The 24,775-nt window shown below is 46.1% G+C and carries 23 protein-coding genes and 1 other RNA gene; 17 read left to right on the top strand and 7 right to left on the bottom strand.

The genetic code is table 11. The features are described from left to right. Positions 1-3 precede the first annotated feature (3 nt). Entirely contained in the window at positions 4-2,289 is a 2,286-nt protein-coding gene (gene parC, locus L3V27_RS13085; RefSeq protein WP_237312019.1) for a DNA topoisomerase IV subunit A, read from the top strand. A 37-nt stretch (positions 2,290-2,326) separates the two neighbouring features. On the opposite strand, the gene degS is transcribed toward parC, so the two are convergent. The 3 genes from degS to zapG form a co-directional block, all read right to left on the bottom strand. Beyond that, positions 2,327-3,391 carry an outer membrane-stress sensor serine endopeptidase DegS gene (degS, locus tag L3V27_RS13080; protein ID WP_046873999.1) on the bottom strand — a complete coding sequence of 355 codons (1,065 nt, stop codon included), beginning with the start codon at positions 3,389-3,391 and terminating at the stop codon, positions 2,327-2,329. A 190-nt stretch (positions 3,392-3,581) separates the two neighbouring features. Further along, complete coding sequence (locus L3V27_RS13075) at positions 3,582-4,949, bottom strand: Do family serine endopeptidase (RefSeq protein WP_047009069.1); 1,368 nt, start codon at positions 4,947-4,949, stop codon at positions 3,582-3,584. A gap of 203 nt (positions 4,950-5,152) precedes the next feature. Then, positions 5,153-5,596, bottom strand: coding sequence for a Z-ring associated protein ZapG (zapG, locus tag L3V27_RS13070; protein ID WP_005395919.1), 444 nt, complete (start codon positions 5,594-5,596; stop codon positions 5,153-5,155). A 195-nt stretch (positions 5,597-5,791) separates the two neighbouring features. On the opposite strand from zapG, the gene zapE reads away from it, so the two are divergent. The 8 genes from zapE (at position 5,792) to sspB (ending at position 12,425) form a co-directional block, all read left to right on the top strand. After that, positions 5,792-6,895 carry a cell division protein ZapE gene (zapE, locus tag L3V27_RS13065; RefSeq protein WP_005395918.1) on the top strand — a complete coding sequence of 368 codons (1,104 nt, stop codon included), beginning with the start codon at positions 5,792-5,794 and terminating at the stop codon, positions 6,893-6,895. A 250-nt stretch (positions 6,896-7,145) separates the two neighbouring features. Then, positions 7,146-7,574, top strand: coding sequence for a 50S ribosomal protein L13 (gene rplM, locus L3V27_RS13060; RefSeq protein ID WP_012842158.1), 429 nt, complete (start codon positions 7,146-7,148; stop codon positions 7,572-7,574). Positions 7,575-7,589: 15 nt separating this feature from the next. Further along, entirely contained in the window at positions 7,590-7,982 is a 393-nt protein-coding gene (rpsI, locus tag L3V27_RS13055; RefSeq protein WP_005372876.1) for a 30S ribosomal protein S9, read from the top strand. Positions 7,983-8,600: 618 nt separating this feature from the next. Continuing rightward, positions 8,601-9,191: a ubiquinol-cytochrome c reductase iron-sulfur subunit gene (gene petA, locus L3V27_RS13050; protein WP_005396462.1), complete on the top strand. Its 591-nt coding sequence runs from the start codon at positions 8,601-8,603 to the stop codon at positions 9,189-9,191. After that, the gene (locus L3V27_RS13045; protein ID WP_005372880.1) at positions 9,191-10,456 is read left to right on the top strand and encodes a cytochrome bc complex cytochrome b subunit; all 1,266 of its coding nucleotides are present in this window, start codon (positions 9,191-9,193) and stop codon (positions 10,454-10,456) included. Before petA ends, L3V27_RS13045 begins: the two co-directional genes overlap by 1 nt. Continuing rightward, positions 10,453-11,190 carry a cytochrome c1 gene (locus L3V27_RS13040; protein ID WP_005372881.1) on the top strand — a complete coding sequence of 246 codons (738 nt, stop codon included), beginning with the start codon at positions 10,453-10,455 and terminating at the stop codon, positions 11,188-11,190. The genes L3V27_RS13045 and L3V27_RS13040 overlap by 4 nt, the downstream gene beginning before the upstream one ends. A 96-nt stretch (positions 11,191-11,286) precedes the next feature. Then, the gene (sspA, locus tag L3V27_RS13035) at positions 11,287-11,922 is read left to right on the top strand and encodes a stringent starvation protein SspA (RefSeq protein WP_005372897.1); all 636 of its coding nucleotides are present in this window, start codon (positions 11,287-11,289) and stop codon (positions 11,920-11,922) included. Between the two features lie 17 nt (positions 11,923-11,939). After that, complete coding sequence (gene sspB / locus L3V27_RS13030) at positions 11,940-12,425, top strand: ClpXP protease specificity-enhancing factor (protein ID WP_031780550.1); 486 nt, start codon at positions 11,940-11,942, stop codon at positions 12,423-12,425. A gap of 69 nt (positions 12,426-12,494) precedes the next feature. On the opposite strand, the gene L3V27_RS13025 is transcribed toward sspB, so the two are convergent. The 4 genes from L3V27_RS13025 to L3V27_RS13010 are packed head-to-tail and all read right to left on the bottom strand — an operon-like array spanning position 12,495 to position 15,942. Further along, positions 12,495-13,160: a BON domain-containing protein gene (locus L3V27_RS13025; protein WP_237312018.1), complete on the bottom strand. Its 666-nt coding sequence runs from the start codon at positions 13,158-13,160 to the stop codon at positions 12,495-12,497. Between the two features lie 21 nt (positions 13,161-13,181). Then, positions 13,182-13,772 (bottom strand): phosphoheptose isomerase, encoded by a 591-nt coding sequence (locus tag L3V27_RS13020; protein ID WP_005372901.1) that lies wholly within the window; start codon positions 13,770-13,772, stop codon positions 13,182-13,184. Positions 13,773-13,775: 3 nt separating this feature from the next. Beyond that, the gene (locus L3V27_RS13015; protein WP_005396457.1) at positions 13,776-14,144 is read right to left on the bottom strand and encodes a YraN family protein; all 369 of its coding nucleotides are present in this window, start codon (positions 14,142-14,144) and stop codon (positions 13,776-13,778) included. Then, a complete protein-coding gene (locus L3V27_RS13010; protein ID WP_048626628.1) occupies positions 14,131-15,942 on the bottom strand; it encodes a penicillin-binding protein activator in 1,812 nt (603 codons plus the stop codon). The genes L3V27_RS13015 and L3V27_RS13010 overlap by 14 nt, the downstream gene beginning before the upstream one ends. 68 nt (positions 15,943-16,010) lie before the next feature. Here L3V27_RS13010 and rsmI point away from each other — a divergent pair, with 68 nt between their 5' ends. The 8 genes from rsmI (at position 16,011) to mraY (ending at position 24,749) form a co-directional block, all read left to right on the top strand. Then, complete coding sequence (gene rsmI / locus L3V27_RS13005) at positions 16,011-16,874, top strand: 16S rRNA (cytidine(1402)-2'-O)-methyltransferase (RefSeq protein WP_005396454.1); 864 nt, start codon at positions 16,011-16,013, stop codon at positions 16,872-16,874. Positions 16,875-17,041: 167 nt separating this feature from the next. Further along, positions 17,042-17,469: RNase P RNA component class A (gene rnpB, locus L3V27_RS13000), an RNA gene on the top strand. 229 nt (positions 17,470-17,698) lie between these two features. Next, a complete protein-coding gene (gene rsmH, locus L3V27_RS12995; protein ID WP_005396452.1) occupies positions 17,699-18,649 on the top strand; it encodes a 16S rRNA (cytosine(1402)-N(4))-methyltransferase RsmH in 951 nt (316 codons plus the stop codon). A 5-nt stretch (positions 18,650-18,654) separates the two neighbouring features. After that, the gene (ftsL, locus tag L3V27_RS12990; protein WP_012842154.1) at positions 18,655-18,972 is read left to right on the top strand and encodes a cell division protein FtsL; all 318 of its coding nucleotides are present in this window, start codon (positions 18,655-18,657) and stop codon (positions 18,970-18,972) included. Then, a complete protein-coding gene (locus L3V27_RS12985; RefSeq protein WP_006743237.1) occupies positions 18,969-20,762 on the top strand; it encodes a penicillin-binding transpeptidase domain-containing protein in 1,794 nt (597 codons plus the stop codon). The genes ftsL and L3V27_RS12985 overlap by 4 nt, the downstream gene beginning before the upstream one ends. 62 nt (positions 20,763-20,824) lie before the next feature. After that, positions 20,825-22,306 (top strand): UDP-N-acetylmuramoyl-L-alanyl-D-glutamate--2,6-diaminopimelate ligase, encoded by a 1,482-nt coding sequence (gene murE, locus L3V27_RS12980; protein ID WP_237312016.1) that lies wholly within the window; start codon positions 20,825-20,827, stop codon positions 22,304-22,306. After that, the gene (murF, locus tag L3V27_RS12975) at positions 22,303-23,667 is read left to right on the top strand and encodes a UDP-N-acetylmuramoyl-tripeptide--D-alanyl-D-alanine ligase (RefSeq protein ID WP_237312015.1); all 1,365 of its coding nucleotides are present in this window, start codon (positions 22,303-22,305) and stop codon (positions 23,665-23,667) included. The genes murE and murF overlap by 4 nt, the downstream gene beginning before the upstream one ends. Further along, positions 23,667-24,749, top strand: a complete 1,083-nt coding sequence (gene mraY, locus L3V27_RS12970) for a phospho-N-acetylmuramoyl-pentapeptide-transferase (RefSeq protein WP_005372931.1) — start codon at positions 23,667-23,669, stop codon at positions 24,747-24,749. Before murF ends, mraY begins: the two co-directional genes overlap by 1 nt. Positions 24,750-24,775: the final 26 nt, after the last annotated feature.

The following is a 24,775-nucleotide window of genomic DNA, read 5'->3' as shown; positions in this document are numbered from 1 at the left end:
CGGATGTCTACAGAAATTACCTACGATGGCGTCGAACAGTTGCCAATGCGCAAGTTCACTGAAGACGCTTATCTGAACTACTCGATGTACGTAATCATGGACCGTGCATTGCCATACATTGGCGATGGCTTAAAGCCGGTTCAACGACGCATCATTTATGCGATGTCAGAGCTTGGTCTCTCTGCATCAGCAAAATACAAAAAATCTGCACGTACGGTTGGTGACGTGCTAGGTAAATACCATCCGCACGGTGATTCAGCGTGTTACGAAGCGATGGTATTGATGGCTCAGCCATTCTCTTACCGCTATCCATTAGTCGATGGTCAAGGTAACTGGGGTGCGCCAGATGACCCGAAATCATTCGCGGCAATGCGTTATACCGAAGCAAAACTGTCTAAGTTTGCTGAAGTATTGCTAGGCGAACTGGGCCAGGGCACGGTTGAATGGCAACCTAACTTTGATGGCACAATGAAAGAGCCACAAATGTTGCCAGCACGTCTGCCTCATATCCTGCTTAACGGTGTAACCGGTATTGCGGTTGGTATGGCAACAGACATCCCACCGCACAACGTTCGTGAAATCGCAGATGCGACTATTCATTTGATCGACAACCCGAAAGCAGAACTGCCGGACGTGATGCAGTATGTTAAAGGTCCGGATTACCCAACAGAAGCAGAAATCATCTCGCCGCAAGCGGATATTGAGAAGATTTACCGCAACGGTCGCGGCAGCATCAAGATGCGCGCGGTGTGGCACAAAGAAGGTTCTGATATCGTTATCACCTCTCTGCCACACCAAGTATCGGGTGCAAAACTGCTTGAGCAAATCGCTAACCAGATGCGAGCGAAGAAGCTGCCAATGGTTGACGATCTTCGTGACGAGTCGGATCACGAGAACCCAACGCGTATCGTTGTGGTTCCTAAGTCAAACCGCGTCGATTGTGATTTGTTGATGAACCACTTGTTCGCATCAACGGATCTTGAGCGCAGCTACCGCGTTAACTTGAACATGATTGGTTTGGATAATCGTCCTCAAGTTAAAGGTCTGGTGCAAATTCTGTCAGAGTGGATTGAGTTCCGTCGCACGACCGTACGTCGTCGTCTACAACACCGCCTAGACAAAGTCATGGCTCGCTTACACATTTTGGAAGGTTTGTTGGTTGCTTACCTAAACCTAGATGAAGTGATTGAGATCATCCGTACTGAAGATGATCCTAAAGCGGTATTGATGGCACGTTTTGGTATTACCGATATCCAAGCGGATGCGATTCTAGACACCAAACTTCGTCACCTAGCCAAACTAGAAGAGATGAAGATCCGTGGTGAGCAAGACGAGCTAGAGAAAGAGCGTGAGAAGCTAGAACTGCTACTCGGTTCTGAGCGTCGTCTAAACACACTACTGAAAAAAGAAATCAAAGCGGATGCTGAGAAATACGGTGATGACCGTCGATCTCCATTGGTTGAGCGTGCAGAAGCAAAAGCGCTTACTGAACGTGATCTTGTTCCAAGCGAACCAATCACGGTTGTGCTTTCTGAGAAAGGTTGGATTCGTCACGCGAAAGGCCATGACGTAGATGCAGAAGGCTTGAACTATAAGTCGGGTGATAAGTACTTAGCGCATGCGCGAGGTAAGAGTAATCAGCCTGCGGTATTCCTAGGTAGTGATGGTCGAAGTTACTCTCTGGAATCGCACTCGCTGCCTTCTGCTCGTAGTCAAGGTGAGCCGATTACCGGTCGTTTGAATATTACGGCTGGTAGCAGTATTCGCCAAGTGATCATGAGTGAAGAAGATCAGCTGTGGCTGGTGGGCTCAGATGCAGGTTACGGCTTTGTATGTAAAGGCGCTGACTTGCTGTCTAAAAACCGCAGTGGTAAAGCGCTGGTCACTTTACCGGCTAACTCTGAGGTCATGACGCCAAAAGGGATTGAAGATTTAGATTCTGATGAAATCTTAGCAATCACTAACCAAGGTCGCATGCTGCTGTTCCCAATCAAAGACCTGCCACAGCTGGCGAAAGGTAAGGGGAATAAGATCATCAACATTCCTGCTGCAAAAGCAAAAGAGCGGGAAGAAGTATTATCTCACTTAATGTCTTTACCGAAAGGTGCATCGTTAACGCTGTACGCGGGTAAGCGAAAGTTGGGTCTTAAACCGTCTGACCTTGATAACTTCCGTGGCGAACGTGGTCGCCGAGGTGGGTTATTACCAAGAGGTTTGCAGCGAGTCACTCGCATTGAAGTTGAGCTGGATGATTCCGATACGACGGAAACACCGAGCGATAGCGAGTAACGCACAAATAAAAATCCCAGCCAATGGCTGGGATTTTTTATGCTTCTTGCTTGTCTTCAGCAATCGTGACTTTCAAGCTCATCTCTTTTCCTTTGCGAATGATGCCGACGTCCACGGTGGTGCCAGGACGTAAATCGGTGACGATATCCATAACGCTCTGACGCCCTTGCACTTTATTGCCATCAATACTGATAATGATGTCCTGCTTTTGGAAGCCTGCCGCATTGGCTGGACCATTTGGATCAATACCAAGCACGACAATACCACCTATGTGTTCATTTCCAAGTAGGCGAGCAGTGACCGCATTAATGTCTTGGCCGTCGATTCCAATATAACCACGAATCACGCGACCATCAGCGATGATTTTCTGCATGATCTTGCTGGCTAGTGGCGCAGGGATCGCAAAGGAAATACCGTAAGTTTCTAAATCAGTCGCTTGTTGGAAAGAGGCGGTATTGATGCCGACGAGCTCACCTTGTGTATTCACTAGAGCACCGCCAGAGTTGCCCTCATTGATGGCGGCATCGGTTTGAATAAATGCTTGGCGACCGTCGCTAATAGATGAGCGTCCTGTTGCTGAAATAATGCCGAACGTTGTGGTTTGACCAAGGTTGTATGGGTTGCCGATGGCTAGGACCACATCACCCACTTGTGGCTTGTAATTAGAGTTCAGAGGGATAACAGGTAAGTTCGAACCTTCGACACGCAGTACGGCAATATCTGTGCGTTTATCCGTGCCAACTAGCTGAGCTGCCGCGGCTCTACCGTCTTGTAATGCGACAACAATTTGGTCTGCTTGAGCAACCACGTGGTAGTTGGTAATGATGTAGCCTTTCTCACTGACAATGACACCTGAACCCAGACCTTGAGTCGAGAGTTTACTGCGATCATTTTCAACATATTTACGGCTGTAGATGTTTACTACGGCAGGTGCTGCTCTTCGCACCGCCTGATTAAATGTCAACTCAACGGACGCGATATTAACAGGTTGCGGATCTAGCGCGGCAGGAATTACGTTGTGGCGCAAAGATGGCACCGCCAGTAATACCACTGCGGCAGTAGCCAAGCCTAAAAAGACAGAACGTAATAAAAAGCTGAGCATATCCTCTCCATGCATGAGCGCCAAAATGGCATAGAAGATGAAGAATAGCATTACATTGAAAAATAACAAAAGGGCAGCACGGAATCGTGCTGCCCTTTTCATTAGCTATTGAGCGATAAGGAAAAGTATTCGAGGCTTATTACTCGGTGCTATGCATCGAAAACCTTATTTCCTATCACTTTGAAAGTGACTAACGAATAACAAGATAAATAGTACGTTCGCCACGCTGAATATTCAGAGCCAATACGCCTTTGTGCTTATCCACGATTGCACGAAGCTCAGCAAGGTTTTTCACGCGCTGACGGTTCACACCGATAATGATGTCACCTTGTTGTAATTGATATTGAGCTGCCGGAGAGTTATCTGCAACGCTTGATACTTTAACGCCTTGAATTGCATCACTTGGTGTCGTATTGCTTAACTCAGCACCCTTGAGCCCTTCGTGTAATGTTTCGGCTTTGGCTTTCATATTTGTAGATTCGCCAAGCGTTACATCAAAGGTTTTATTCTTACCATCTCGAACCACACCTAATGTGATTTCTTTACCTGCGCCCAGCGTTGCCACTTTTGCGCGGAGCTCTGAGAAAGTATTAATCTCTTTGCCGTTTACCGATACAATTACATCACCGGCTTTCAATCCAGCTTTATCGGCTGCGCTGTCTGGTACGACTTGGCCAATAAAGGCTCCTTTACTCGACTCGTAACCCAATGCATCAGCCAGCTCAGAGGTTACTTCACCACCCTGTACACCCAACATGCCGCGTTTGACTTCACCAAACTCTAGAATTTGCTCGGTGAGGTTTTTCATCATGTTGGACGGAATCGCAAAGCCAATCCCCACGTTACCGCCGTTAGGGCCTAAAATCGCAGTATTAATACCGATCAGCTCACCATTAAGGTTGACCAATGCACCACCAGAGTTACCGCTGTTAATTGCGGCATCGGTTTGGATGAAGTTTTCGAAGTTTTCAACGTTTAAGCCACTACGGCCTAACGCTGAGACGATGCCCGACGTCACGGTTTGACCGAGCCCGAATGGGTTACCAATCGCAACCGTAAAGTCACCTACGCGAAGTTTGTCGGAATCTGCGACTTTAATTTGTGTTAAGTTTTTCGCTTTTTCTAATTTAAGCAACGCAACATCGGCCATCTCATCGCCGCCAACGAGCGTAGCGTCATACTCGCGACCATCATAGAGGCGAACTCGAATCTCATCCGCGCCCTTGATTACGTGGTAGTTAGTGACGATATGCCCTTTTTTCGCATCAATAATGACACCAGAACCTAAACCTCTGAACGGGCGCTCGCGCCTTTGCTCCATCGGAAAGTCCGGTCCAAAGAAGAATTGAAATTGTTCGGGAATACGGCTGGTTTGTACTTGTTTGCCTTCTACAGCAATACTCACAACAGCAGGGGTTACTTTCTCAAGCATGGGCGCCAAGCTAGGTAACTGTTGGCCATCCACATTTAAAGGTAATGCGGCGGTGGCTTGAACTGGCGCAATAATAGAGCCCAAACTCAGAGATAGAACGGTGAGCGCAAGCAGTGGTTTTTTCATCCAATAACTCCTCTTGAAACATGTCTGCCAAAAAGAAATATCCGAACGGTTAGTTCACTTTGTTAATAACTAATATAGGGCCTAGTTCGGATAATCAAAGGGGGAGGCAGTTCACATCCAAGTTAGAGCAAAGGTAAGGAGAAAAAGTTCAAAAAAGGGCCGATACAAATGTATCGGCCCTAATAGGTAGAGGTAAGAGAAGATTATGATGCTTTTGCGGTTACCGCTTCGGGAGCATTAATGATTTCTTTCTCTTGATCCTTTAAAAGACCCGTTGCGCCATTGGCGTAGTCTTTTGGCTGTTCGTTAAACTCTGGTTGATCTTCTGCAATAGCTTCAGAAGACATTGCCGTTTTCTTATCAAACGGGTTGTCTTGCTCTGGCAAGTTTGGCAAAAGCTCAGAAGAGGTCTTAGCCATATGTTGGTACAGCTTGGTGTAATCTTTACCTAGTGTATCCAACATTTCTGCGGTTTGTGCAAAATGATCGACGAGCTCTTGACGTTGTTGCTCTAGTTCAAACTTGGCCGCTTCAAGTTCTTTCTGCACAGACTTTTGTTTCTTGTATTCAGGGGTGGTTAGTCTACTAATGACTACGCCTACGATTGTACCGACCAGCAAACCCACAATGGCATAAATCCAAGGCATAACTGCTCCTTATAGTTGTTTTAACAAGTCTTTTACTACTTAGTTACACGCGGTGCTAGTCCATGTTACTATGGCTTGAACAGCCGATAAAGAAAAATAGCAGTATGTCTTCGGGGACTGATAACTACTTCTCTCTATTCTCAAAGTTGACCCCGAGGTAACCCTTTTCCCAGTACCTCTATACGACTTAATACGATGACACCACTACAACAATATCAAAAAGACATAGCAGAACACGGGTTTCAGCGTGATGAAGCTCAGTATCAAGCGGTCGTTGCATTAGATAAGCTTTACCATGCTATCGTTGAATTTCAGTCAGCTCCTGTGCCCCAGCTTTCCAAATGGCAAAAGCTCATGGGGAAAAAAATCGACATGCCTGAGCCCCCAAAAGGTCTTTACTTTTGGGGAGGAGTCGGACGCGGTAAAACGTACCTCATGGATGCGTTTTTTGATGCTTTACCAACCCAAAGAAAAATGCGCGTACACTTTCACCGCTTCATGTATCGAGTACATGATGAGTTGAAGCTGTTAGGTGATGTCGAAAATCCGCTAGCAAAAGTAGCGGATAAATTCAAAGAAGAAGCGGATGTGGTTTGCTTTGATGAATTTTTTGTCTCTGACATTACGGATGCGATGATCCTTGCAACGTTACTCCAAGAGATGTTCAAGCGGCAGATGATCCTAGTCGCGACTTCAAACATCGAACCGCAGAACTTATATCGTAATGGCTTACAAAGAGCGCGCTTTTTGCCTGCAATTGATATGATTTTGGCACGCTGTGACGTGTTGAATGTTGATAGTGGCGTTGATTATCGCTTAAGAACGCTTGAACAGGCCGAAATATACCATTATCCACTTGATGAACAGGCCAACATTAATCTCAACAAGTATTATCAGCAGCTGACGGGCGAACGTCAGATCGTCGCTCATCAAATCGAAGTTAATCACCGTCAGCTTGAGGTAATTGAAGCGAGTGATGGGGTTCTGCATGCGTCGTTTGCTCAGTTATGCCAAACCGCTCGCAGTCAAAATGACTACATTGAGCTGTCCCGAATTTATCACACGGTATTATTGGCGGACGTTCAACAGATGAACCGAAAAATAGATGACGCTGCGAGGCGTTTTATCGCACTGGTCGATGAGTTTTACGAGCGCAATGTGAAGTTGATTATTTCTGCTGAAGTGCCAATGGAAGACTTATATACTGAGGGGCAGCTCGAGTTTGAATTTAAGCGCTGTTTGTCTCGGCTCACTGAGATGCAAAGTCATGAGTACCTCGCGCGTGAGCATTTGGCCTAAATCTAGTGGGTTCTTAAAAAGTGAAGAAAAAATTAGTGATTTGGCGCAAAAAAAGGTGATTTTTTCTTCGCTCTTCTCTATAATCCTGCGACCCACCGTTACTGCAGACCTGATTATCGAAGTTATTTCGAAATTGAAGGTCGAGAGTACCAACGACTCGAAGGGGTGATGACTGGGCTCTTAGACAGTGTGGGAGCACCAGAACGGTGTTCCTTAAAGTTTAAATTTTAATTAACGGGTTATTATTAGCATGAAAACTTTCGTTGCTAAACCAGAAACTGTAAAACGCGACTGGTACGTTGTAGACGCTGAAGGTAAAACTCTTGGTCGTCTAGCAAGTGAAATTGCATCTCGCCTACGTGGCAAACATAAAGCTGAATACACTCCTCACGTTGACGCTGGTGACTACATCATCGTTATCAACGCTGAGAAAGTTGCTGTAACTGGTAACAAAGCTAAGAACAAAGTGTACTACCGTCACTCTGAGTTCCCAGGTGGTCTAAAATCTATCACTTTTGAAAAGTTGATCGATCGTAAACCTGAGATGGTTCTTGAGCTTGCAGTTAAAGGCATGCTTCCACGTGGTCCTCTAGGCCGTGCTATGTACCGTAAGCTTAAAGTTTACGCAGGCGCTGAGCACAACCATGTTGCTCAACAACCACAAGTACTAGACATCTAATTGGGGATTTCGAAAATGGCAGAGAATCAATACTACGGCACTGGCCGTCGCAAAAGCTCAGCTGCACGTGTTTTTATTAAACCAGGCAGCGGCAACATTGTAGTAAACAAGCGTAACCTTGACGAATACTTCGGTCGTCCAACAGCTCGCATGGTTGTACAACAACCTCTAGAACTTGTTGAACTAACTGAAAAGCTAGACCTTTACGTAACAGTTAAAGGCGGCGGTATTTCTGGTCAAGCTGGTGCTATCCGTCACGGTATCACTCGCGCGCTTATGGAATACGATGAGTCTCTACGTCCTGCTCTACGCGCAGCTGGCTACGTTACTCGTGACGCTCGTTGCGTTGAACGTAAGAAAGTTGGTCTACGTAAAGCACGTCGTCGTCCACAGTTCTCTAAGCGTTAATTTCCTCTTATTGGAAATTCTGCTTTTCAGAGTTACTCTGGAAACTGTGTACCAAAAGCTCGGCTCTATGCCGGGCTTTTTTGTTTTTAAAGAAATAATACTTGCCTATCAATATCCATTTGTATTCACTTATAACTAGGCTCAGAGTAAGGCTTCTTCCTTACCATACGTTATAAGCTTATTTATCTGCTGTGGGTGCCTTTACGTCTTAATATCCCTGCAACATGTTTTAAAATGCCTACTCGTCTTTTTTGCGTATGCGGCGTGCTACAAAAGTGAAAATACAAACAACGTAAGTTGAATGCGCACTAAGAAATATTTTGCTGTGTAATTAACTGAAAACTACCAAGATAAAAGGTTTGAATAGCTTTCAGCAGAACTTCCATGTTGTGCTTTCTTGTTACAAATCACATCAATTTTTTATAATTCTGCCGCTTTTGTGACGACGCGAGCGATTTGCCTCACAAATGTTACAAAAAGGTAGCTTTATCTTGTCAAAAAGTAGGGTTTTCTTTATCATTTCCCTCCAATAAATAGAACTAAATTCATTATTTGTTAGCCATGCTCTTATAAGCGGAATAATAACGATCCAAAGGGAGCAAATGGGAGAATGTTTGGATGAGCAACGCGCCTTTAAATAACGGTCGCAGGCGTTTTCTAACCGCTACAACGGCAGTTGTTGGTGGGTTAGGGGCAGTCGCCGTCGCCGTGCCTTTTATCAAATCATGGAATCCGAGTGCCAAAGCCAAAGCGGCAGGTGCACCGGTGGAAGTGGATATAAGTAAAATTGAACCAGGTCAGCTGGTTCGTGTCGAGTGGCAGGGGAAACCTGTATGGATTGTTCGCCGCACTCAAAGCGTTCTAGATAACTTAAAAACGATCGGCGATAAGCTTCGTGATCCGCAATCTGAAATGGAACAGCAGCCTGAGTACGCTCAGAATGAGTTTCGTTCGATTAAGGAAGAGTTTTTTGTCGCTGTTGGTTTCTGTACTCACCTAGGTTGTTCACCAACCTATCTACCAGACTCTTTCTCAGAGCAGGTCCAGGGCGTAAGATCTGGCTTCTTCTGTCCTTGTCATGGTTCTAAGTTCGATATGGCTGGTCGAGTGTTCCAAGGGGTACCTGCTCCATTGAACCTTGTCGTTCCTAAGCACATGTATTTGAGCGACACCAAGCTCATTGTGGGTGTTGATGAGGGGGATGCATAATGCAAGCAATGTTAGACTGGGTTGAAAAGCGTATTCCTGCAATGAATGCTTATAAAAAGCATTTGTCTGAATACCCAATGCCTAAGAACTTCAACTTTTGGTACCTTTTCGGTTCTCTGGCGATGCTGGTTCTGGTTAACCAAATCCTAACGGGTATTTGGCTAACGATGAACTACGTTCCTTCTGGTGACGGTGCGTTTGCTTCTATCGAGTACATCATGCGTGATGTAGAGTACGGTTGGCTTCTACGTTACATGCACTCAACTGGCGCATCTGCGTTTTTCGTTGTTGTGTACTTGCACATGTTCCGTGGCCTGATCTACGGCTCATACCAAAAACCTCGTGAACTACTGTGGATCTTCGGTATGTTGATCTTCCTTGTTCTAATGGCTGAAGCATTCATGGGTTACCTACTGCCATGGGGTCAGATGTCATACTGGGGTGCACAGGTAATCATTTCTTTGTTTGGTGCGATTCCTGTTATCGGTGATGACCTAACGCTTTGGATCCGTGGTGACTACATCATCTCTGGTGCAACGTTAAACCGTTTCTTCGCGCTACACGTTATCGCACTGCCTATCGTTCTACTTCTTCTTGTGGTTCTGCACGTATTGGCGCTGCACGAAGTCGGCTCAAACAACCCTGATGGTATCGAAACTAAGCTACCAAAAGGTTCAATGGGCGATGATTACAAGACACAGTTCAAGTTCCACGATTACTACACGAAGAAATACGACATTATCGACTCTATTCCTTTCCACCCATACGGTACGGTTAAGGACTTAGTTGGTGTGGCTGGTTTCTTGTTCTTCTTCTGTTACGTGCTGTTCTTTAACCCAGAAATGGGAGGATACTTCCTTGAACCGCCTAACTTTGAAGCGGCCAACCCACTGAAGACACCAGAGCACATTGCTCCTGTATGGTACTTCACGCCGTTTTACGCAATTTTACGTGCGGTTCCAGACAAACTATTAGGTGTTATCCTAATGGGTGCGTCAATTGCAGTGCTGTTTGTTCTACCTTGGTTGGATCGTTGTAAAGTTCGTTCATACCGTTACCGTAGCAAACTTCATCTGTTGAATATTGTACAGTTCACTATCGCCTTTATCGCTCTGGGTATTTTAGGTGCGTTACCTGCAACACCAACGTACACACTACTATCTCAGATCTTTAGCTTGTGTTACTTCATGTTCTTTGTGTTGCTGTTCTTCTACAGCAAAAATGAAGCAACCAAACCATTACCAGAGAGGGTGACATTCAAATGAAGAAGTGGATTGTAATTCTATTTGCTATGTTGCCATCACTAGCGATGGCAGCGGGGGCTAACGTTCCGCTTGATAAAGCGAATGTTGACCTAACGGATAAAGCTTCGCTACAAAACGGTGCGAAGTTGTTCATGAACTACTGTTTTGCTTGTCACTCAACGCAGTATCAGCGTTATGAGCGTGTAGCAACAGACTTGGAAATTCCAACAGACTTAATGAAAGAAAACCTGATTTTCAATCCTGAAGCGAAAATCGGTGATCTAATGGTCAACGCAATGCCACCGAAGCAAGCGGCAAACTGGTTTGGTGCTCCACCACCAGATCTTACGTTGGTTGCACGAGTTCGTGGTGCTGATTGGTTATACACTTACTTACGCTCTTTCTATGTTGATCCATCTCGTCCATTCGGCGTGAACAACATTGTCTTCCCGAGTGTTGGTATGCCACATGTGCTCGAAGAGCTACAAGGTATCCCGACGCCGATTTACGATACGAAAATCGTAGATGGCGAAGAAGTACAAGTTGTTGTTGGTACTGAGACAGACGGTACGGGGGAGCTGAGCGAAGGCGAATACGACAAAGCGGTTGGCGACCTAGTGAACTTCTTGGTTTATTCAGGTGACCCAGTGCAGCTTGAGCGTCATGCTTTAGGTTGGTGGGTAATGGGCTTCTTAGTGCTTCTAACTATCGTTGTCGTGATGCTCAAGAAAGAGTATTGGCGCGATGTGCATTAATTGTGCTAAAATACCGTGCTAATTCCCAATTTTAATTGATGTACAATGGAGGCTTAGCCTCCATTGTTTTTATTTGTAAGTGTACTGGAGGGCTCCATGGCTGTAGCTGCCAATAAACGTTCTGTGATGACTCTTTTCTCAAGTGCATCAGATTTGTATAGCCATCAGGTTCGCATTGTACTAGCTGAAAAAGGCGTAAGTGTTGAAGTTGAGCTTGTTGACGAAGCAAACCTTCCTGCTGAGCTTGTTGAGCTAAACCCATATAAATCAGTGCCAACTCTTGTTGACCGTGAGCTAGCTCTTTACGATTCAAAAATCATCATGGAGTACTTGGACGAGCGTTTCCCTCATCCACCTCTAATGCCGGTTTACCCTGTTGCTCGTGGCAACAGCCGCTTGATGATGTACCGTATCGAACGCAACTGGTATTCACTCGCTGAAAAAGTGATGAAAGGTAATGCGGAAGAATCAGAAAAAGCACGCACAAAGCTGCGTAATGATCTTCTGACATTAGCGCCAATTTTTGCTGAATATGAGTACTTCATGAGCGAAGAATTCAGCTTGATCGACTGTTACCTAGCTCCATTATTGTGGCGTTTGCCTCAACTTGGTATCGATCTGGTTGGCCCTGGTTCAAAAGAAATCAAGGTGTACATGAACCGCGTATTTGAACGTGATTCGTTCCTTGCTTCCCTAACTGAAGCTGAACGTGAAATGCGCCTAGTTCGCTAAGCGATTTTAAACACGTTATGGATATTGCAAAAATGACTGCTCGCCGTCCGTATATGCTTCGTGCATTTTACGATTGGCTAGTAGACAATGACTTGACTCCTCACTTGGTGGTGGATGCAACGATGCCGGGCGTACGTGTACCGGTTGAGTTTATTCAAGATGGTCAAATTATTTTGAATATTGCACCACGTGCGGTGGGTAATCTTGAGTTAGGTAATGATGCGATTACCTTCCATGCTCGCTTTAGCGGCCGTCCACACTCAGTAATTGTGCCTGTGTATGCTGTCCAAGCTATTTATGCGCGTGAGAATGGTGCTGGTACTATGTTTGAACCAGAAGAAGCGTACACTCACATCGAAGAAGAAGCGATGACCGAGGAAGAATCATCCCCATCGTTTACAACGGTTAGCGATGAGCCTTCTGAGTTAGCCTCTGATTCGGATGCCGAAGAGGACGATGCTCCTCGACCAAAAGGCAAACCAAGCTTAAGAGTGATTAAATAATAAAAAAGCAGCGTAACGCTGCTTTTTTCTTTTTAGTGTCTTGACGTGTTTTCAAGTGATGTTTCGCAATTACTCAATCGTAAATGCTTCGACGTTGGCTTCATTTTCCGCGTTTGTCTCACTTTCTATTGTTTGTACACCGTCACTCGGTAAGTCCACTTCAACAGGTTCCATTTCGCCATATTGGAACCCTTTAATGACTTGTTTTACGCCAGAGATATTACGCGCGATTTCTGTCGCTCGCTCGCCTTGCTCTGGTGTGACATAACCAAACAGAAAAACGTCGCCGTCTTCAGTGATCACTTTAACCTTAACGCCATTGAGCTCAGAGTCGGTAAGCAAGGCTGATTTTACTTTGGTTGTGATCCAGCTGTCGTTGCTAACTTGAGTGACAGTGAGTGGCTCTTTTTGTTTGATTTGATTGTGTATGACTTTCACACCACTAACTTCTCGAGCTCTTCGCTCTAAAGCATGGATAAGGTCTTGCGTTGGAGCCTGACCCATAAGAACAACCGTACCGTTATAAGAGCTGGCAACCACACGAACTTCACCTTTAAACGGCGCCTTGTTACCGATCGCTGCAACTTCGAATTCGATGTTGTTGTCCTGCCAAATTTGTTTTGTACTGCGTGTGTCCGTGACAATATTTGCTGTGGTTGCAGCGCCAGCGATAAACAAGCCAGCGCAACCACTTAAACTCAATGCTGTTAATAAGATAACGAGGCTACGTATCATAATTCTGACCCTCAGTCTTGGTTACTCTTCATGAGCAGGGAAAAGCACCTGGTCAATAAGATCACAAAGACAATGGAGTGTCACCATATGTACTTCGTGAATACGTGCAGTGCGGTGTGATGGAATGCGAATTTCGACGTCGTTCTCACCAAGCAGTCCTGCCATCTCACCGCCATCTTTGCCTGTTAGCGCGATAATCGTCATGTCTCGAGTTACGGCCGCTTCCATCGCTTTGATAATATTTTTGCTGTTACCGCTAGTCGACATGGCAAGCAGAATGTCGCCTGGCTGGCCAAACGCTCGTACCTGTTTTGAGAAAATTTCCTGGTAGTGGTAGTCGTTTGCAACAGCGGTCAGGGTTGTATTATCGGCTGTTAAGGCCATTGCAGGTAGGCTAGGGCGCTCAGTTTCAAAACGGTTTAAAAGACAAGAAACAAATTGTTGAGCGTTTGAAGCACTGCCGCCATTACCACAACATAAAATTTTGTTGCCATTGAGCAAGCTTGAGACCATCGCTTGGGCCGCGTGAGTAATGGCATCGGGCAGCGCCTCTGCTGCTGCGATTTGAATTTGAATACTTTCTGTAAAGCTGTCTTTAATGCTGTCTAGCATCGCTTATCCTTCAGAGATTGCGTTTTCTATCCAGTTGATATCTCGCCCATTGTCATGAATAGCGATGACATCAAACCGATAATCGATATTGTGTTTTAAGCGCTTTTGTTGGCTAAGCCAAACTTGTGCAGTTTTGATTAGCTTGCGCATTTTTGCGTGCGTTACCATTTCTGCTGCTGAGCCAAAGTGATCGTTCTTACGATATTTGACTTCAACAAACACGATAGTTTCACCTTGTTGGAAGATTAAATCAATCTCACCGACCTTGGTCAGGAAATTTTGTTCAATAAAGCTCAAGCCCTGGCGTTGCAAATAGTGCTTCGCCAGAGCTTCATATTGATTTCCGATTTGGCGCTTACTAAAGAGCCCCACGCTCAGCCCAGCTCAATTCACGCTGTACAACACAGTTGTTGTCGATACTTAAAATACCGGTTTGGCCACCGACTGAGTAACCAGGAACGACCTTCATTTGTGGAAGTTCACCGATCAATTTATATGCATCCATACCGAGTGCTTTCAAACGTTTTTCCATGTTAGATTGCTCTGACCAAAGCTCGTTCATTTCAGCGGTTACGCTAGGATCTGGGTCAATCAGCAATGGAATGTCGCTGTAGATGATGCCTGTTAGATCTTCGTATGTCGCGCCGCCACTGTTGCTACGCGAACTAGAGAAGATTTGTGGTGCTTTCGCATCAGGGTTAATCGCTACTTCGATAAACGGCTTGATCAAAGTCAGCTCAGTGCTTCTAGCTACGATATAAACCGCATCAACATCACGACGGCTACGTGGCTGTGTTTCAAGCTTAATTCGCATTAATGATTGCATCTGGGCGATACGCTGCTTGCTCTCTTGCAGGCCAAATACTTCATTGATGTCTTTTTGAAGTTGGCGCTTGTCACCAAAGTAACTTGCTGCGACTTTGTTAGAGCTGTACTTTCGCCATTCTTTGTTGAAAGCCTCAGTTACACGCTCTCCAAAGCTGCCTTTTGGTGCAAGAATAAGAGGGAAGTTGTAGCCTTCGCTGAACAAGTGTTTTGCAGCTTGTGCGGCTTCTTGTTCCGGTGATAATGCCAAGTAGCAAATATTGCTATCTGGTTGCACATCCTCGGGGATATTTAGCGCAAGGGCTGGAATGGTAGGGCCATTTGCTGAGCCATCCATGGTTGTGTGCAACAACTCCACGTTCTCTTTTTCTAGAGGGCCAACAACAAAATCGATGTTTTCATTGATCAAGCGTTGTTTAATTTGGTCAGCGTTATACGCATTGGTGTCAATCACCGTAAGTGTTGCACTAGGATCTCGATTACGATCATTCATCATCGCAAACACAAAACCATCACGAATTAATTGCGCTTGTGGCGAGAACTTACCCGTCAGCGGCAGCAATAAAGCAGTATTGTTTGGCTTCACGATATCAAGAGAGAGAATGTTTTGAATCTCTTCTGGTGTATAGATAGCAGCTGGGTGCGAAGGGTTTTCGCTTAACCAGCGCTCTAGCGTATTTTTAAGCTGGGACAGGTTGCCCGACAGCGTTTTTGCATAAACAGCCAGCTGAAGCCAGCCGTCTAGAACATCCTCATTCGGCTCTGTTTCTAATGAGGTGAGTTCATATTCTGAGTAGCTGCCAAAGTTCATCCAAATACGGCTAGAGATTTCCCTCTGCTCTGCTGACGAGGCGTATTGACCAAATGCAACCAGCTGGCGGTTTGCTTCAAACGCTTGGTTGAGGCCTTGATAAGCGTCGGCACGCATCAAGTAATAGTCTTTCCATTGCTCGTTTGGCAATTTCCACCAAGGTTTAAAGTTTAACAATTGCAGCAACTGCGAGTAATTACCTTGCTTTTGCTGTATGGTCGCACGCGCCAGTTGCCACTCCGCTTGCTGAACTTCGGTCAACTGTTGTCGAGCCAGACGTTTGATCAACAGTTCTGCTTGATCAAACTGGTTCGCTTGAATAGCGGCTTTGGTTGCCATGATCAACCAGTCATTTTGTAAACTGCCTTCCGTGCTATCAGCTTGGATCATATAGTTCTGAACAGACTGAGTAGGCTCAAGTGTTACATCAACGCCATCAGGCTGTCTTGGACCTGAAGAACAGGCGGCGAGCGTAATTGCTAGTGCAACAGGAGTAAGTATGCGTGGTACACTGAGTCTCTTATGGTTAATCATTGCCGTGAGTTCTCTATAATTTTGTACAAAATTGTCTCTATATTAATCGTTGAAGTGATGGTAAACAAATGACAGATAAAAATAAGTTGCCGAATGAGGGGCCAACTCTCTATATCGTACCGACTCCAATCGGAAATTTAGCGGATATCACCCAACGTGCTATCGAAATTCTGTCGACGGTGGACATCATTGCTGCTGAGGATACTCGACATACGGGTAAATTACTGTCTCACTTCAATATTCAAACCAAAACTTTTGCTCTGCATGATCATAATGAGCAGCAAAAAGCACAGGTTTTGGTAGAAAAGCTGCTTTCCGGTCAGTCTATAGCGTTAGTTTCTGACGCTGGTACACCACTTATCAGCGACCCAGGATACCATTTGGTGACAAAATGTCGTCAAGCGGGCGTTAGAGTTGTGCCGCTTCCTGGTGCTTGCGCGGTCATTACGGCGTTAAGTGCATCAGGCTTGCCATCCGATCGCTTTAGCTTCGAAGGCTTTTTGCCACCGAAAAGCAAAGGCCGTAAGGATAAATTCCTAGAGATTGCTTCGGTAGAGCGTACGTGTATTTTTTACGAGTCACCGCACCGTATTTTGGACTCTCTACAAGACATGTTAGACGTTCTTGGCCCAGATAGAGAAGTCGTGTTGGCGAGAGAACTAACGAAAACCTTTGAAACCATTCAAGGTATGCCATTAGGTGAGTTAATTGAGTGGGTGAAAAGTGACGATAACCAACAGCGTGGCGAAATGGTATTATTGGTACATGGTCACCGCGAAACCGCGGACGATTCATTGCCAGATGATGCCTTGCGTACATTAGGGATTTTAACCAAAGAGCTGCCTTTGAAAAAAGCAGCGGCTTTGGTGGCAGAAATTCATAACTTGAAGAAGAATGCGTTGTATAAGTGGGGCTTAGAAAACTTAGACTAAGCACGGCTAACGAGACACATGGTAAAGCGGGTCGATGTGAAAATATCGGCCTTTTTTAGGCTCAATGCTTGATGGTTAGGTTAAAAAAACACCACTCAATGCATTCATTTCATCATATCTGTGATCTCACTAGACTCTGAGTAGATAACTCTATACAATCCGCCCTCGGAGTTGACTGGGTAGTCGCTGCTTTACTGATGTCCTTCGGGAGACTGACGTTGAAGTCCTTTGGGAGACTGACGTTGACGTCCTTCGGGAGACTGGTAAAGGGGAGGAAAGTCCGGGCTCCATAGAGCAGGGTGCCAGGTAACGCCTGGGAGGCGCAAGCCTACGACAAGTGCAGCAGAGAGAAGACCGCCGATGGCCCTAGGGCACAGGTAAGGGTGAAAGGGTGCGGTAAGAGCGCACCGGACGACTAGCAATAGTTCGTTGCAGGGTAAACTCCACCCGGAGCAAGACCAAATAGGCCTCCACATTGCGTTGCTCGCGTAAGGAGGCGGGTAGGTTGCTTGAGCCAGTGAGCGATTGCTGGCCTAGACGAATGGCTACCGCCGCGCAAGCGGAACAGAACCCGGCTTATGTGTCGACTCCAACTATTCGAGACCCATCACTACTTTTCGTAGTGATGGGTTTTTTGCATTTTATTGACGCAAACCCTGTCATTACCAATAAACTTGGCGTTAAATCACGTCTGACTTTAGACTTGAGGTGGCGATGATGTGGGAAATCAGTACACTATGGTAGGTTGATCTTTTGCTATAAATATTCAGCATGAGAGAGCAACATATCTTAAAATCGCTTCAAGATCATTCAACGAGAAAGCTATGACCGAAACCTTCCAACATATTTCCGTGTTATTAAATGAATCCATTGATGGCTTAGCTATCAAACCAGACGGTATCTATATCGATGGAACATTTGGCCGTGGCGGTCACAGCCGGACTATTCTATCTAAACTCGGCGAAAACGGCCGACTGTACAGTATCGATCGTGACCCTCAAGCGATAGCTGAAGCAGGCAAAATCAATGATCCTCGCTTCACCATCATTCATGGTCCATTTTCTGGTATTGCTGAGTATGCTAAAGAGTATGACTTGGTTGGCAAAGTTGATGGCGTTCTACTGGATTTAGGTGTTTCTTCTCCGCAGTTAGACGACGCAGAGCGTGGCTTTAGCTTTATGAAAGACGGCCCGCTAGATATGCGTATGGACCCAACATCAGGTATTCCCGTATCTCAATGGCTAATGGAAGCTGACTTAGATGATATTACTTGGGTAATTCGTGAGTTTGGTGAAGACAAACACGCGCGCCGTATTGCCAAAGCGATTGTTGCCTACCGTGAAGACGAAGAAAATGAACCACTGGTACGTACTGGCCAGCTCGCGAAGCTGATCTCAGATGCTGCACCCAAAAGCTTTAAAGAGAAAAAACACCCTGCGACTCGTGCGTTCCAGGCATTTCGTATTTACATCAACAGTGAGTTAGAAGAAATTGATACGGCACTAAAAGGCGCGGCAAGTATTCTGGCTCCTGAAGGTCGTTTATCTGTCATCAGTTTCCACTCTCTGGAAGACCGTATGGTCAAACGTTTTATCCGTAAAGAGAGCAAAGGACCTGAAGTGCCACATGGCATTCCAATGACTGAAGAGCAAATTCGTGCTCTTGGTAGTGCGAATATGAAAGCGGTGAGCAAAGCGATTAAGCCAAGTAAACAAGAAATTGAAATGAACCCTCGTTCGCGCAGCTCTGTGCTAAGAATTGCAGAAAAGCTTTAATTATTATGACGAAACCCACTCCTAACCTTGCTAAGTTGATTGCAACGGATCTTATCACCGTTGGTCGCTGGCCATTACTGTTGTTGCTATTGATCGTGGCATCGGCAATGGGAGTGGTATTTGCTACCCACCATGCGCGCCAAGCGATCACCGAAAAAGATCACACTTTGGTTGAGCGAGAGCGTTTAGATAGCGAATGGCGCAACCTGATGTTGGAAGAAACGGCCCTCGCGGAGCACAGTCGTGTTCAAGACCTTGCCAAAAAAGAACTTGAAATGAAACGACCTGATGGCGATAAAGAAGTGGTTGTCACGCTCAAATGATTAGAAAGAAAACCAACACGAAACCAAGCAACAAGCGTAAACCTGTCGCGAAAGAAAAAAACGCTTCGGGGGATACGAAAACCGAGAAAAAAGCAGTGAAAGTGGCGGTTGAAGAATCCTTTCTGATTCGTTGGCGCTTCCATCTATTACTGTTTTTTGTCTTTTGTGCATTTGCACTTTTGGTGGCGCGTGTAGCCTATATTCAAATCATTGAACCGGATAACCTGATTAAACAAGGTGATCTACGCTCGGTTCGTGTGAAATCCATTCCTTCTGCACGCGGTATTATTTCGGACCGAAATGGTGAGCCGCTCGCTGTCAGTGTGCCTGTTGAGGCCGTTTGGGCGGATCCCGCGACGATATTTAAAGAAAATGCCTTAAGCCAGACCAAGAGTTGGTATGCATTAGCGGATGTTCTTGGTGTTGACCGACAAGGGTTGATAGACAAGATCAAGCACAATGAAAAGCGCCGCTTTATTTACTTGCAGCGCCAAGTGAGTCCAGCCATGGCGAACTATATTCGTGAGCTAAAGCTGCCTGGTGTGGGTCTTAAGTCAGAATCTCGTCGTTACTATCCTGCCGGTGAGGTTAGTGCTCACTTAGTTGGGGTGACGGGGATTGATGGGCATGGTCTAGAGGGTGTTGAGCGTAGCTACGATGAGTGGCTTACTGGCGCCGCAGGTAAGAAAACCATTCGTAAAGACCGTTATGGTCGCGTCGTAGAAAACATTGCCTGGCAAGACAAGCAAGAAGGTAAGTCACTCCAGTTGACAATCGACCAGCGCCTACAGGCGATTGCTTATCGTGCGATTAAACAAGCCGTTGCGGACCATCGAGCCACGTCAGGCTCCGTTGTTATGTTGGACGTGAAAACCGGCGCCGTATTGGCCATGGTGAATGCGCCTTCCTACAACCCTAACAATCGTAGCGATTGGCAAAGCTATAAAATGCGTAACCGAGTGATCACGGACTCGATGGAGCCAGGCTCCACCATTAAGCCTTTCGTTATTTTAGCCGCCTTAGAAAATGGGGTAGCCGATAAAGATACCATCGTAGATACCGGTAATGGTGTACTTCGTTTAGGTGGTAGCCGAGTAAGAGATGTATCCCGCGTGGGTAAAGCGAGCTTGACCACGATCCTCAAAAAATCGAGTAACATCGGTGTGACGAAGCTGGCAATGCAAATGCCAGTAGAGGCGCTGCTCGGCCTATACAGTTCTGTGGGCTTTGGTGAGCTTTCTGGTCTGAACCTCGTTGGGGAAGTGACTGGTATCTTCCCGACACGAACACGATGGTCTCCTATTGAACGTGCCACGATTGCGTTTGGTTATGGTCTATCGATAACGCCAATCCAGTTAGCGCATGCCTATGCGACGCTTGGAAATCTCGGCAAATACGAGCCAATCCATATTATCGAAAGCAATGATCATGACATGTCGCGCCAAGTAGTGAGTGCAAAGTACGCACGCCAGGTCTTGGACATGCTGGAAACCGTAACCCAAAAAGGAGGCTCAGCTCGTCGAGCGGCAGTTCCTGGTTATCGAGTGGGAGCCAAAACGGGTACCTCACGTAAAGCGTCTGCAGGTGGATACAGCGATGAGTACATCACTTATACGGCAGGGCTTGCTCCGGTTAGCGATCCGCGAATTGCATTGGTTGTGATCGTAAACGAGCCTCAAGGTGATGATTACTATGGTGGTTCGGTAGCGTCTCCTGTCTTCTCTGAAATCATGAAAGGCGCGCTACAAATACTCAATGTTGCACCAGACGAAAATAAATTCCAGCAGTAAGCCGAGTGGCTTACTGAGCAAACAAAATTAAGAAAACCTGAGCCAAAGCTCGGAGAACAAATATGACTAAAGCCATCAGTATGGACGTGCTGCTTTCCCCTTGGGTGGATTGCCCTAGCTTATCGTCCGTTCTTGTTTCTGAATTGGAGCTCGACAGCCGAAGAGTTCAGCCTGGAACCACGTTTGTTGCGGTGATTGGCCATGTTGTGGATGGGCGTAACTTCATTTCTTCTGCCATTGAGCAAGGCGCCAATGCGGTTCTAGCGCAAGCCTGTGATGTAAAAGCACACGGCACGGTGGAAATCATCGATGACGTTCCCGTTATTTACCTCGATACGTTGGATCAACGTTTATCTGCAATTGCTGGAAAGCTCTATGCTTACCCAGATATGGATTTGATTGGTGTCACCGGCACCAACGGCAAAACCACCATTACTCAGCTAATTGCACAATGGCTAGAGCTACTTGGCCACAAAGCGGCAGTGATGGGCACGACGGGAAATGGTTTTCTCGACAATTTACAGCAAGCCGCGAATACAACAGGGAATGCTGTAGAAATTCAGAAAACGCTCTCTTCTCTCGAAAATCAACAAGCCGCATACACCGCACTAGAAGTCTCTTCTCATGGCTTAACGCAAGGCCGTGTCAAGGCGTTGTCGTTTGCGGCGGGTGTGTTTACTAATCTAAGTCGTGATCACCTAGATTATCATGGCACGATGGAAGAGTACGCCAATGCAAAGCTGGGGTTGTTTACACAACATCAATGTGAACGTGCCATTATCAATATCGATGATGAGGTCGGTCATGCATGGGCGACGCAGTTAAGCAATGCGATTGCGGTTTCACTCAAACCGAACACTGAATTTGAAAGCGCTATTTGGGCGACAGATGTCCGTTACGCGGAGTCGGGGATTACTATCCAATTTGATGGTAAATTTGGCTCAGGTCAATTGCACGCGCCACTGATTGGTGAGTTTAACGCAACCAACATAATGCTCGCTTTTGCGACCTTATTAAGCTTGGGTAAGGATAAACAAGCGTTACTCGAAACCGCAGGTCAGTTACAACCTGTACTCGGCCGAATGGAGTTATTCCAGACAGAGGACCGTGCCAAAGTCGTGGTCGATTATGCCCATACTCCTGATGCACTAGAAAAAGCGCTGCAAGCTTTACGAGTTCACTGTGAGGGGCAGCTGTGGGCTATTTTTGGTTGCGGAGGCGATCGCGATGCAGGTAAGCGTCCAATGATGGCAGAAATTGCAGAGCGTCTAGGCGACAGAGTGGTGTTGACTGACGATAACCCACGCAGTGAAGATCCGGTTCAGATTGTAAAAGACATGTTAGCTGGGCTGTCAAAACCTGCCGAAGCGATTGTGCAGCATGATCGTTTCAAAGCACTGTCTTATGTGGTTGAGAATGCTTCGCCAAAAGACATCATCTTGTTAGCGGGTAAGGGCCACGAAGATTATCAAATTCGGAATGGCGAAACTATTCATTACTCCGACCGTGAGTCTGCTATGCAGCTTTTAGGATTGTCCTTATGATCAAAGTAACGTTATCTCAAATTGCCAACATCACTCGCGGTGAGCTATTCGGCGATGATCTACTTATCGACGCGGTTTCTACTGATACACGAGCGATTGACAACGGTGCTTTATTTGTTGCGCTGGTGGGTGAGCGCTTTGATGCGCACAACTTTTGCCAACAAGCGGTGGATGCAGGCGCTGGTGCTTTACTCGTACAAAAACGTCTAGATGTGAATGTGCCACAAGTCGTGGTGTCGGACACCAAAATGGCACTGGGTGAGTTAGCCTCTTGGGTGCATCAAACTTGCCAAACATCTACCGTTGCCATCACAGGCAGTTGTGGTAAAACGACCGTCAAAGAAATGGTCGCGAGCATTCTGCAATTGAAAGGCAAAGTGCTGTTTACTGCAGGTAACTTCAATAATGATATTGGTGTTCCGTTGACGTTATTGCGCTCACAGCAGGATGACGACTATGCCGTGATTGAGCTTGGTGCTAATCATATCGGTGAAATTGCTTACACAACGCAGTTAGTAAAACCAGATATCGCGTTAGTGAATAATGTAGCCGCCGCGCACCTTGAAGGCTTTGGTTCTATTGATGGCGTGAAACAAGCCAAAGGTGAAATTTACCAAGGTCTTGCTGCAGGTAGTATTGCGATTGTCAATTTAGACAGCAATGGCGAAACAAAGTGGGAAAGCGTGCTGGCGGATAAGGAAGTTATCACCTTCTCACAAAGTAATTCTGCGGCTGATTACTATGCATCAAATATCGTGATGAATGCCGCGGGAGAGGCCAGCTTTAACCTACATATCGCAGCAAGCTCACAAGAAATTGAACTGTCTCTGGGTATTATAGGTCAACACAACGTAGCGAATGCAATCGCAGCTTCTATTATTGCGTTACAAATGGGCGCCACATTAGAAGAGGTTCGCGCTGGCCTTAAACATTTAAACAAAGTGAAAGGTCGCGTCGAGGTTGAAGCGCTGAGCGAAAAAATCAAATTGATTGATGACAGCTACAACGCAAGCGTGCCAGCCATGAAAGCGGCGGTTGACTTATTGGCAGCTTTCCCAGGTCAGCGCTGGCTGATTTTAGGTAATATGGCGGAATTGGGCGAGGAAAGTCTTGCACTTCATCGTCAAGTCGGGGAACATGCTGCCCCACAAAAATTTGAACATGTTCTCACATATGGTGCAGACGCCAAGGTGATCAGTGAGCTTTGCCAAGGCATTCATTTTGAGACGCACCAAGAGATGATTGAATACATCAAGCAGCATCTAGACCAAGCCGTTCCTGAAAACCATACGATTTTGGTGAAAGGAGCGAACGGTGCACGTATGTTTGAAGTCGCTGCTGCTTTGAAGGAGTATTATTAATGATTATTTGGCTTGCCGAGCTGCTACAGCCATACCTGTCTTTTTTCCGATTGTTTGAATACTTGTCTTTTCGAGCAATTCTAAGCGTATTAACCGCTCTGGGTCTGTCATTATGGATGGGACCAATCATGATCAAGCGTTTGCAAATGCTGCAAATTGGTCAGGTAGTACGTAACGAAGGTCCTGAATCTCACTTTAGTAAGCGTGGTACTCCAACGATGGGCGGTATCATGATCTTAGCGGCCATCTCAATCACAATCTTGCTTTGGACTGACTTATCCAACCCATATGTATGGGCGGTCTTGACGGTTTTGCTTGGCTACGGTGCAGTCGGATTTGTTGATGATTATCGTAAAGTGGTGCGCAAAAATACCGATGGTTTGATCGCGCGTTGGAAGTACTTCTGGCAATCGTTGATCGCGTTTGTCGTGGCTTTTGCATTGTACGCTTACGGTAAAGACACTGCAGCCACTCAGCTCGTAGTGCCATTCTTTAAAGACATCATGCCGCAACTTGGTTTGATGTACATTATCCTGACTTACTTTGTGATTGTCGGTACGAGTAACGCGGTTAACCTGACCGATGGTCTAGACGGTTTGGCAATCATGCCAACGGTTCTTGTTGCTGCAGGCTTCGCGGTTATTGCATGGGCGACGGGTAACGTTAACTTCTCTGAATACCTTCATATTCCATACTTACCACATGCTTCTGAGTTGGTTGTCGTATGTACAGCAATCGTCGGTGCAGGCCTTGGTTTCTTGTGGTTTAACACGTATCCAGCACAAGTGTTCATGGGTGATGTCGGCTCACTAGCGCTTGGCGGCGCATTAGGCACTATTGCTGTTCTCGTTCGTCAAGAGTTGGTGTTGGTGATCATGGGCGGTGTGTTTGTGATGGAAACGCTGTCGGTAATTCTACAGGTGGGTTCATACAAACTGCGTGGTCAGCGGATCTTCCGTATGGCACCGATTCACCACCACTACGAATTGAAAGGTTGGCCAGAACCTCGCGTAATCGTGCGCTTCTGGATTATTTCTATGGTTCTTGTTCTGATTGGTCTTGCGACATTGAAAGTGCGTTAATCGCACTTTCCAAGAACAAGATTTAC

Origin of the sequence: Vibrio sp. J2-3(2022), from assembly GCF_021725735.1 — a bacterium.
Classification (GTDB): domain Bacteria; phylum Pseudomonadota; class Gammaproteobacteria; order Enterobacterales; family Vibrionaceae; genus Vibrio; species Vibrio diabolicus.
The sequence above is the reverse complement of the archived record's forward strand: the minus strand, read 5'-3'. Positions and strand labels throughout refer to the sequence as shown.

Bases quoted from the DNA above. Each gene is read 5' to 3' on its own strand.
- parC (WP_237312019.1), top strand. From the start codon at position 4: ATGTCTACAGAAATTACCTACGATGGCGTCGAACAGTTGCCAATGCGC.
- degS (WP_046873999.1), bottom strand. From the start codon at position 3,391: ATGCTCAGCTTTTTATTACGTTCTGTCTTTTTAGGCTTGGCTACTGCC.
- L3V27_RS13075 (WP_047009069.1), bottom strand. From the start codon at position 4,949: ATGAAAAAACCACTGCTTGCGCTCACCGTTCTATCTCTGAGTTTGGGC.
- zapG (WP_005395919.1), bottom strand. From the start codon at position 5,596: ATGCCTTGGATTTATGCCATTGTGGGTTTGCTGGTCGGTACAATCGTA.
- zapE (WP_005395918.1), top strand. From the start codon at position 5,792: ATGACACCACTACAACAATATCAAAAAGACATAGCAGAACACGGGTTT.
- rplM (WP_012842158.1), top strand. From the start codon at position 7,146: ATGAAAACTTTCGTTGCTAAACCAGAAACTGTAAAACGCGACTGGTAC.
- rpsI (WP_005372876.1), top strand. From the start codon at position 7,590: ATGGCAGAGAATCAATACTACGGCACTGGCCGTCGCAAAAGCTCAGCT.
- petA (WP_005396462.1), top strand. From the start codon at position 8,601: ATGAGCAACGCGCCTTTAAATAACGGTCGCAGGCGTTTTCTAACCGCT.
- L3V27_RS13045 (WP_005372880.1), top strand. From the start codon at position 9,191: ATGCAAGCAATGTTAGACTGGGTTGAAAAGCGTATTCCTGCAATGAAT.
- L3V27_RS13040 (WP_005372881.1), top strand. From the start codon at position 10,453: ATGAAGAAGTGGATTGTAATTCTATTTGCTATGTTGCCATCACTAGCG.
- sspA (WP_005372897.1), top strand. From the start codon at position 11,287: ATGGCTGTAGCTGCCAATAAACGTTCTGTGATGACTCTTTTCTCAAGT.
- sspB (WP_031780550.1), top strand. From the start codon at position 11,940: ATGGATATTGCAAAAATGACTGCTCGCCGTCCGTATATGCTTCGTGCA.
- L3V27_RS13025 (WP_237312018.1), bottom strand. From the start codon at position 13,160: ATGATACGTAGCCTCGTTATCTTATTAACAGCATTGAGTTTAAGTGGT.
- L3V27_RS13020 (WP_005372901.1), bottom strand. From the start codon at position 13,772: ATGCTAGACAGCATTAAAGACAGCTTTACAGAAAGTATTCAAATTCAA.
- L3V27_RS13010 (WP_048626628.1), bottom strand. From the start codon at position 15,942: ATGATTAACCATAAGAGACTCAGTGTACCACGCATACTTACTCCTGTT.
- rsmI (WP_005396454.1), top strand. From the start codon at position 16,011: ATGACAGATAAAAATAAGTTGCCGAATGAGGGGCCAACTCTCTATATC.
- rsmH (WP_005396452.1), top strand. From the start codon at position 17,699: ATGACCGAAACCTTCCAACATATTTCCGTGTTATTAAATGAATCCATT.
- ftsL (WP_012842154.1), top strand. From the start codon at position 18,655: ATGACGAAACCCACTCCTAACCTTGCTAAGTTGATTGCAACGGATCTT.
- L3V27_RS12985 (WP_006743237.1), top strand. From the start codon at position 18,969: ATGATTAGAAAGAAAACCAACACGAAACCAAGCAACAAGCGTAAACCT.
- murE (WP_237312016.1), top strand. From the start codon at position 20,825: ATGACTAAAGCCATCAGTATGGACGTGCTGCTTTCCCCTTGGGTGGAT.
- murF (WP_237312015.1), top strand. From the start codon at position 22,303: ATGATCAAAGTAACGTTATCTCAAATTGCCAACATCACTCGCGGTGAG.
- mraY (WP_005372931.1), top strand. From the start codon at position 23,667: ATGATTATTTGGCTTGCCGAGCTGCTACAGCCATACCTGTCTTTTTTC.